This is a genomic window from Octadecabacter sp. R77987, from assembly GCF_042466115.1.
GTDB lineage: Bacteria > Pseudomonadota > Alphaproteobacteria > Rhodobacterales > Rhodobacteraceae > SW4.
Genome location: NZ_JAXHBQ010000002.1, coordinates 71,848 through 80,880 on the forward strand (window position 1 = coordinate 71,848; position 9,033 = coordinate 80,880).

The 9,033-nt window shown below is 57.2% G+C and carries 8 protein-coding genes; 2 read left to right on the forward strand and 6 right to left on the reverse strand.

All coding sequences use genetic code 11. The annotated features are described in order from the left end of the window. Positions 1–4: 4 nt before the first annotated feature. Positions 5–805: a hypothetical protein gene (locus tag SJY21_RS16650; protein WP_377513432.1), complete on the forward strand. Its 801-nt coding sequence runs from the start codon at positions 5–7 to the stop codon at positions 803–805. A gap of 199 nt (positions 806–1,004) precedes the next feature. Here the strand turns inward: SJY21_RS16650 and SJY21_RS16655 are convergent, their stop codons facing one another. After that, positions 1,005–1,910: a sterol desaturase family protein gene (locus SJY21_RS16655; RefSeq protein ID WP_377513434.1), complete on the reverse strand. Its 906-nt coding sequence runs from the start codon at positions 1,908–1,910 to the stop codon at positions 1,005–1,007. 86 nt (positions 1,911–1,996) lie between these two features. Between SJY21_RS16655 and SJY21_RS16660 the strand changes: the two genes are divergently transcribed. Continuing rightward, positions 1,997–2,662 carry an ArsR/SmtB family transcription factor gene (locus SJY21_RS16660; protein WP_377513436.1) on the forward strand — a complete coding sequence of 222 codons (666 nt, stop codon included), beginning with the start codon at positions 1,997–1,999 and terminating at the stop codon, positions 2,660–2,662. A 161-nt stretch (positions 2,663–2,823) separates the two neighbouring features. Here SJY21_RS16660 and SJY21_RS16665 read toward each other — a convergent pair whose 3' ends face one another. The 5 genes from SJY21_RS16665 to repA all read right to left on the reverse strand — a co-directional run. Beyond that, positions 2,824–3,723 (reverse strand): ArdC family protein, encoded by a 900-nt coding sequence (locus SJY21_RS16665; protein ID WP_377513438.1) that lies wholly within the window; start codon positions 3,721–3,723, stop codon positions 2,824–2,826. A 365-nt stretch (positions 3,724–4,088) separates the two neighbouring features. Further along, a complete protein-coding gene (locus SJY21_RS16670) occupies positions 4,089–5,261 on the reverse strand; it encodes an ATP-binding protein (RefSeq protein WP_377513440.1) in 1,173 nt (390 codons plus the stop codon). Between the two features lie 53 nt (positions 5,262–5,314). Continuing rightward, positions 5,315–6,607, reverse strand: a complete 1,293-nt coding sequence (repC, locus tag SJY21_RS16675) for a plasmid replication protein RepC (protein ID WP_377513442.1) — start codon at positions 6,605–6,607, stop codon at positions 5,315–5,317. 274 nt (positions 6,608–6,881) lie between these two features. After that, positions 6,882–7,853: a plasmid partitioning protein RepB gene (gene repB / locus SJY21_RS16680; protein WP_377513444.1), complete on the reverse strand. Its 972-nt coding sequence runs from the start codon at positions 7,851–7,853 to the stop codon at positions 6,882–6,884. A gap of 2 nt (positions 7,854–7,855) precedes the next feature. After that, a partial coding sequence (gene repA, locus SJY21_RS16685; protein WP_377513446.1) for a plasmid partitioning protein RepA occupies positions 7,856–9,033 on the reverse strand: 1,178 nt, incomplete at its 5' end.

Below are 9,033 nucleotides of genomic sequence, written 5' to 3' on the forward strand. Positions count from 1 at the left end.
TGTCATGACCCTCAAGTCGATCAGGTGGAAAACGACCCGGGCGGGATTGCGAAAGGTTGTCCAACGCGCTGCCAAGCACGTCCTGATCAATCATATTTTCGTGGATACCAAAGGGCACCCCTATCGCTGGCTAAACAGTGAAATTGAGGAGTTCATTATCTCTGTCGAGGCCGATGTGACGTTGCGACGTCCACAAGCCGGACTTGATGCGCTGCCCTCCTTTGGCAACCAACTGATGGTCGAACTCGCAATTTATACCATTTCGGCGGACCGGGTCCTACGCGGCTTGGGCGTGCCGTCTGACGTTTCCCAGCAACTCGTCAGCGATCTTGGTTGGGATATCTATCGACGCCTCCTCCGGCTCACATCCGCTCCGGTGCGGATTGTCACCCGCAATCCGGGGCGCCGTATCCGCTGGACGATCCGCATGTTGCTTTGGTTTCCATTTGGCGCACACGGGGCACCAGGCTACGCAGTTGAGACCCGTCGCGACGGCGACGATATCTTGACGCATTTCACGCATTGTCCGCCGCAAACTCTCGCTCGACGCCTTTCGGAACAGGAAAGTGACCCCGAAATCCTCGAGGTCTTTAGAAAAAGCTGGTGCACCTTTGATTGGCCGGGTGCCGACCTCATTGCTGATGATGGTCAGCGCGGCCACTACCGTAGAACCCGGACGCTTTCACGCGGCGACAGTGTTTGCGACATGTGCTGGATCGGCCAAACGGCCCGACAGAAATTGATTGGTGAACCTGACTGGCCCTCTAGAGGTTCCAAGCCTCATTCTGTTTCACAAACCAACTGAATTCTGGCACAGATTGCGGGGAGCGAAAACGGTTATAGAAACTCAAGTAATAAGCTTCATTTGATGATCAGGGCAGCGAAGGTCCGCCGTTGGCCTTTTGCGGATTTTGATGCGTCACGCAGCCAACGGCAGCTTTGAGCCCAGACCGATGCTGCACGCTGTTCGAATGACGCCCAAGTCCATCAAAACGTACATTGGTTCAGGGCTCTTGGTCTATTTTGTCAGTGTTTATTTTGGCTTGATTGGAAGATACTGGTGAAGACTGTCCCCGGTGACTGCGGGCATCGAGCGCACCTCCGCTCGAAGAGCCGCGCACGGGCTGTATCAGCATCCGATCAAGCCAGAGATCGCGGCGCGTACGGAACTGCTCGATGCCGATTTTCATTCTTGTGTGCCCCTTCGCCGGTTGGGCGACGTATGTTCCCAGCAGCCGATCCCACCACGGTAGATTGAAGCCGAAGTTCGAATTGGTCTCGCGTGGATCGACAGAATGGTGGACCCGGTGCATGTCCGGCGTGACTACGATCCATCGGAGGATGCGCTCTACTGGACGCGGTAAATCGATGTTGGCGTGATTAAAGAGCGCAGTCGCGTTCAGGATTATCTCAAACAGGAGCACGGCAACGGCGGGCGGTCCCAGTGCCATGACGACCGCCAACTTGATCCCCATTGAAATCAGAATTTCTACTGGGTGAAAGCGCAAGCCAGTGGTCGCATCGAAGTCGAGATCGGCGTGGTGCATCCGGTGCAGACGCCAAAGCCCCGGCACGGCATGGAACATCACGTGCTGAAGGTAAATCGCGAGATCGAGAAGCAGCATCGAGATCACGATGGTCACCCAGATCGGCGCATCGATGTTGTTGATAAGACCCCTTCCCCGATCTTCGGCAATGGCCGCGAGACCAACCGCGAGTATCGGAAAGGTCAGCCGCAAGATTGCGGTGTCAACCACCACGAGCGCGAGGTTATTTGTCCACCTGATGACGCGCGGAATATCCCGACGCCGCCGGGGTGCCGCGACTTCCCACAGAGCCATTGCGACCAACACACTCAGAAAGGCTGCAAGGCGAATGGTAGGCTCGGCGGCAAGGATGGTCTCGGACATTTGCCGCGCCTTTCGTGGTTGTGGAGCGCAATGAAACCGCTATCATTCAAGTATATACTTGAATGATGTAATACTTGGAGGCACCAGTGTCAATCAGCCCAAAACTGGCTCTTCTCGAAGAATACGCCCTTTTGGCGCGCGCTTTGTCCACTCCGGCACGGCTTTCGCTGCTCGAACAACTCGCGCAGGGAGAGCGCGGCGTAGAGGCGCTTGCAGAAAAGACTGGCCTCACCGTTGCCAATTGCTCGCAGCATCTCCAGCAACTGCGCCGCTCCGGCCTCGTCACTAGCCGCCGCGACGGCAAAGCGGTGATATACCGGCTGACCGATGCGAAGACGCTGGAGCTAATGGACCTGCTGCGCATTATAGCCGAACGGAATCTAACCAAGGTAGAGCGCATCCTGCGCGGGCTGTCAGGCGGGGAAGAACCGCCCGAACCTCTCAGCCGCGCCGATCTGGCCGCGCGTCTGATAGAGGGCTCCGTAACGGTGCTAGATGTTCGGCCCTGCGACGAATACGCAGCGGGCCATATTCCCGGCGCCCTCAACGCGACGCTGGCGGAGCTGGAGCAGATATTTCCCAAGCTTGCGCCCGATGTCGAGATCGTTGCCTATTGCCGTGGCCCCTACTGCGTCTATGCCCGTCAGGCGGTCGCCGCACTGCGCCGCCAAGGTTTCCGGGCGCGAAGGCTAGATGGCGGATTGCCGGAATGGAGGGAGGAAGGTCGGGATGTCCGGCACGGCATACGGTGATGGTGCGTATCTGCGATGTTTACTTAACAAGTCGCGGTGACGACGTTGTTTGTGTACAGCAGACCTTCATCCAGCACCATTGGAGGGCGGGTTTTTTCGCACTTCAGCCATTGGACTATCTCAAAACCGACGTCCGGTTCGCCTACCTGAGACAAGGCCGCCTAAGCAGCGACCCCATCGGATTTTGGCTGAAGTTCGTGAAGGTAGTCCACAGCCCTTTGCGCATGGGCAGCCGCCTGGAAAATGAACCGCTTGTCGTTCTTAAGACCTTGCAGCCAGTGGCCGATATAGGCCGCATGCTCGGCACAGGGTTCCAGCGATAGCCCGAGATCAGCCGCCAAAAACGCCGCACCGAGTTCGGCCACAAGCTCTTCCTGCGCATAGCCCTCGTCACCCCAGCGTTTGCGACCAAAACGGCGATCAAGACGGTTCGAATGGCGCGTCCAATGGGTCACTTCGTGACCAAGCGTTGCAAAATACGCCTCCTGCGTTTCAAAGCACTCAAACGGCGGCATCTGAACGTAGTCTGGCTCGACAGCGTAGTAAGCTCGATTGCCGCCATGACGGATATCGGCAGCAGTGGCTGCGAAGAAGGCTTCGGCCTGCCGGTCGCGCTCGGTCGCCTCTGGAATTGGCTTCGGATCGACGTAAAACGCCTCCGGAAGACCCTCAATCTGGTCCACGTTGAACACTGTGTAGCCCTTCATGAAGGGGATCGCGACTTCGCGGTCTTGGTCGGCGTCATTGGTCTCGACCTTGCGGAACGTGTCAGCATAGACGACCAGCTCGCCCTTCGCGCCCTTGCGAACCTGTGCGCCGAGCTCAAGGGCCTGACGATATGTCATCCAGGTCGCATGTGCGTAGCCCTGTGCGACAGAGGCGGCCCAGAGCAGGATGATGTTGAGGCCGCGGTAGGCGATGCCATTGTGGCGCAAAGGTCGGGTGATGCGACCCGCGAGGTGATCCGTGCTCCAGGGCTTGTGCCACGTCGGCGTGCCAGTTTCGAGATCGGCAATGATCTTTGCTGTCACGCGGGTGTAAATATCGGGTCGGTTTGCCATTTTGTCCTCCTGTTTCTCGTCCCCTTGCGGGACGCGGGAGGAAATGACGGATGCGACAAGCCGACCGGGCATGGTCAACTCGGGAGCGTTAGCGAAGGAGCGGGCAGACCATTGCGCGAGCGGCGGCGTCCGTCAGACCCGCGATCCCTTGCTCGCATGGGGATGAGACAGAGGAGGTTTGGCAAACCGCGCCTGATTATGCCGGGGATCGTGCAGAATTGCGGTTTTCGAAGTTACAACGCCTGCAGCAGTTTCGAGGAGCGATGATCCGATACAAAGGTCATTCACGACCCAAATCTGCAACCAGTTTCAGCGATGATGCATCTTTGTGGGTTGTGCGAGGGAGCATGGCCAATGGAACCGACCTACAAACCCCGCAGCCGCGAAATCGCTTGATCCAAGGGCATGGCGCGCAGGCCCCCCTGCCCCGGCACATCGCGATCTCCCGCATAGACCAGTAGACGTTCCGCGACGTCCAACTCTTCGGTTGCGATATGGAATCCACGGGTGACCTTCGGGCTAGTGGTGCGTTTGATTTCGATGGCCCAAAGCGCCTGATCCGGCAATTTGAGGATCAGATCAATCTCAGCGCCAGCTGATGAGCGGTAAAAGCTCGCTTCCGTGCCCCGAGGCGCTGCAGCGATCAGGTTCTCGATACAGAAGCCTTCCCAGGACCCACCAACGACGGGATGCCCAAGCAACGCCTCGGTCGTCTCCAGGCCCAAAAGCGCATGGGTGAGACCCGCATCGCGGATATAGATCTTAGGAGACTTCACCAGCCGCTTGCCCGCATTGGCATGCCAGGGCTGCAAGCGCCGTACCAGCATGAGGTCGACCAACAAGTCGAGATATCGCGCCACGCTTTGGCCGGACACACCCAAACCGGCCGCGATCTTGGCCGCATTAAGCAACCCCCCCTGCTCATGGGCGAGCATGGTCCAGAACCGCCGCAGCGTTTCCGCCGGGATGCGCAACCCAAAGGACGGGATGTCCCGCTCAAGATAGGTGCGAATGAAATCTTCGCGCCACGTCAGACTTTCGCGATCAGACCCCGCCAGAAAGCTGTCGGGGAAACCGCCCCGCAACCAAAGCTGCTGCGAAGCCCCCTGCCCTACCTCATCAAGTGTGAATGGCGTCAGCTCGTGATAGCTCACCCGTCCGGCAAGAGATTCAGCGCTTTGCTGCAACAGAGTATTGGACGCCGAGCCCAGAAGTAGAAACTGGCCGGTCCGCTGCCCTGCCCTACGACGACGATCAATTTGACCGCGCAGCGCTCCAAATAAACCCGGCATCAGCTGCACCTCATCGATGACAACCAACCTGCCCACCTGTTCGTCGAGATAGAGATCCGGCTCTTCCAGGATTTGGCGATCCGCCAGACGCTCCATATCGAGATAGACTGCGTCGCGCGCCTTTGCGATATCCTGCGCTAAGGTCGTCTTGCCCACCTGACGTGGTCCAAGCAGAACAACGCCAGCCTGTGCGTCCAAGGCCTGCTCAATGCGGTTCAGATGGTTACGGGCAATCATACCTTGCATTTATGCCATCTCATGGAAGATTTGCAAGGACTTAGCGAGAAAGCCGCCGATCCTCATGCCGCGACCCCGCTCAACCGCCCAAAGAAGCTGCGTTCGAGATGCAGCTCCCCAGCCCTGCCCTTCTCGACCATCCCGCGCAGATATCCACCCGGTGACGCGACCTCGCCCGCAGAGTGTTTTTCGAACACAAGCACCAAGGCCGCTGTGGCCACCTGCGTGCCGAGTTGTTCTTGCGCTACGTTCCACGCGTGCTCAGAAATGCCGATCATCGGCCTCAGCTGCCCTGCAACGCGGTGCAAATCACCCCAATCCTTGAGATATCCGCCCATATTGCGCGCCCAAGAGGCGAATTCAGGACAGGCCTGCATCACAACCGGCAAATCAAGCGCTGCGCGTTTCTTGCGGACACCAGCAACCCAGTCTTCCAGCCCCCTATCAACCTGCTCTTCCGGGGGCGCATTGGGCACTACGCCCGCCGCGTCCTCTTTTTCAGAGGAATTACAGGTTACAGGAATAAGTTGGTTTGTAATTAGTATATGAGGGTCAGAATTGACCTCCCTGGGGTCCATATCTTGAGTCTTATTGGATACTTGTTCGGTCATCTCAGGGGTGTTTTCCACAACCTCAACGGGCTGAGTTGCTTTGAGGTAAGCGGCCTCAACGCGCTCCTGAAGCTCTTTGAACCACATCAGCAGCCGCATGAGACGCTCAGAGGCCTCGTTGCGGCGTGGCAAACGGCCCAGAAGATCCTCGAACACGCCGGTGAATTGCGCCCAAGGGCCTCTCAGCGCGCCGCTCGTGGCCGCTTCGATGCGCGCGCGGATCATACGCCGCGCCACGGTGATCTGGCGCTTCAGGCGCTGACAGAGCTCGCGCTCGGCCTGCAACTCGGCGTGCAACTGCTCAAATTCCTCGACACGGGCCGATAGTGGCGACAGATCGAAGCCATAGGCCTCTAAAATGACGCCCTCAGCGTCCCGCCTGCCCCACCGCTTGCCATTGGGGCTATCCTGGAAGGCGATGGCCCCTGCCTCCGCTAAGCGACGCGCATGGCGCTTTAGGGCAGAAAGGGAAAAACCCGTCTGCTCCATCAGGTAAGCATTCGATGCCCAAACGATCGGTCTCCTGCCCTCTTCCCAGTCCTGCGCCTGCGTAAAGGCCCCAAGCGTGTCGAGAAGCATCATGTCGCCCGCCTTCAGGCCGATATGGGCCCCAACGCGTTTGATTGCCACGAATGCGCGTGTTTTGGGTACAGCTACCCGTTCACCAGCTTGGGCGAGTTGCTCTGCTGTGGCCAGTCCAGCCGTCGCTTTCCGCCAACCAGACGGTTTGTTGATATTGGACATACCTCCACCGTTCTGAGGCATGCCTGGCTCAGTCGCTCCGTATGGAGCATCACTATATTTTTCCATTGTATTGCCAGCAGACAAAGAAAACCCGTTCGCCCAAAGACGTTTTTAGTTGTTTAGCGAATCGCGGACTGCTAAGATTGTGGTGTTAGAACAAATCGCGCCTAGTGCGCAGCAGCCCTCGGGACTTCGGTTTCGAGGGTTTCTTTTTGTGCCGTTCTCCTTTCTGCTCGTTGCCTCTGATTTAGTGGTTAACAACTGTTAACCGCCGCTATCCTTCCCGGTTCTCTGATTGAAACCTCTCGAAGGAATCCTGAATTAGCCGGTCCAGATTCTGGTCCAACCAGTTCGCGAATTTTTTGTTCGCCCCTGCCCGCTTAACTGTAACAGAGAGCCCAGACTTTCCGCTTTTGATATGCACACCAGGAACTGGAGAGCGCGCTTCTGTGGATCTCTCCTGCTTGCCGCGTTTACCGATCTCTTGGAGCGCAAAATCCAATCGCACATCGGAATCCAGATCGGTGGACTTGCTCAAGACATCGAGAACGTGTTTTTCCGTGAGTTGCGCCTTTTCAAACGCAGTCGCGAGAGTCATCCATTTTGGACGCCCTGCATCAGGTGCCGCACCGATCGCCTCGCCGACTGCGGAAGGTACAAGACGATTGATACGCTCCAGTTGCGAAAGCGTGTTCTTACTAATCGCCAAAGCCTGACAGGCTTCGGCGCGAGAATAGCCTTGCTCCAGGATGGCTTGTGCGAACCGCACGCGCTCATAGTAGCTTAGCTCCGCACGGCCAGCATTCTCGAGCCCTTTCGCCATCAGGGCGTCTGTATCGCCCAGAGTCCGGATTAATGCCCGAACTGGTTTGCCAAGGTGACGACAAGCCAAAATTCGACGCTGGCCGTAAATGACCTCAAAGTAACCGTCGCGCTCTTTGGATGGGCGCAGCAGGACTGGAACCTGTTGCCCAGATTCGGCGATACTTGCCGACAGCTCCTGGATCGACCCATGTGGCTCGCCGCTGTTAACAGCTGTTAACTCGATATCGAGCCGGTCTTTCGGCCCCCATGCCAACACAAGACTTGTGTCAATCTCCTGGATACCACCGAGCCCCGCGCGAACGGAACCGATAGTTCCTTTTGGCAAACTTTTATGAGCGCGCTCGGACCCACTGTCCTTAGGGGCTTCCGCAGCCGCAGTTATCGCCGCCATGATCCCGGTCTTATTCTTTCCCATTGCCATGACTAACGCCCCCAAGCTTGCTGGATCATCTTCGCGACCTCACCGCCAACCGCGTCCATACTGGTTTTCGCACGGTTGTAGGTCGACCGCGTCATCTCCGAGCGCAAAACCTCATAGATAGACATCTTCAGCATGGATGCGTCGGCGATCGCCGTGCTGCGCAAGCCCGTCGCTGACACGACACGGTCCTGGAACAGAGCCCGCATCAAACTAACGATCTGCTGGCTCGGAATATCGCTCGGATCATCGCGTGTAATGAGGAATGAAAAGAAGTCGTGATCAAGTTGAACACCTGTATCCTCAATGACCCCCAAATATGCAGACGTCATCTCAACGAATTGCTGCGTTGAGGCCAGGTCCAGCATACTTGGCGTCATCGGAACGATAACCGACGTAGCAGCGTAGAGCCCTGTGAGCGTCAAAAACCCGAGTGCGGGCGGGCTATCAATGACGACCACATCATACTCGCCCTCCACGGACTGGATCGCATGACTGAGCTTTTCGAAGAACGCTACGCCGCGACCCGCGTTGACTGCGGTCTCAGTTTCAAACTCGCTTAGCACCAGACGTGCGGGCGCGAGATGAAGGCCGGGGAAATACGTCTCCACAATGGCCTCCGACATCGGAACTGGGTCCTCGTATCGCAACGCGTCATAGATCGAAGCGCCCTCGAACTCTAACTCGGTTTGAATCCCACAAAAACCAGTAAGACTGCCTTGGGGATCCAGATCAACAGCAAGGACCCTATATCCACTCAAGGCCAGAAAGTGGCAAATGTGGATGGCTGAGGTTGACTTGGCCGAACCACCCTTGAAATTCATCAACTGGATAACTTGGAGTTTGTCGCCTTCACGACGGCCTGGAAGGTATTTGCCCGGTGTGCGCGACGTCGTCTCAAGTAGACGTCGCATCTGGAGCATCTCTTCACCGGAATAGAATCTACGGCCGTTTTTGATGACTTCCGGTTCAGGTAGCGATCCCTCGTTATGGCACTTGCGAAGAAATTGACCTGTGACGCCCAGAAGATCCGCAGTCTCTGTAGCGCTGAATAGTCTCAAATGTTTGCGCTGATCAGGTGCATAAGCTTGCTGAAGATGCGTCGTCAGCGCAGTGTGTAGACGAGCAGCCATCTGACTTGTAAGCTCAGACTGAGAGGCTGCTTCAATAGGTGCCGTCTGGA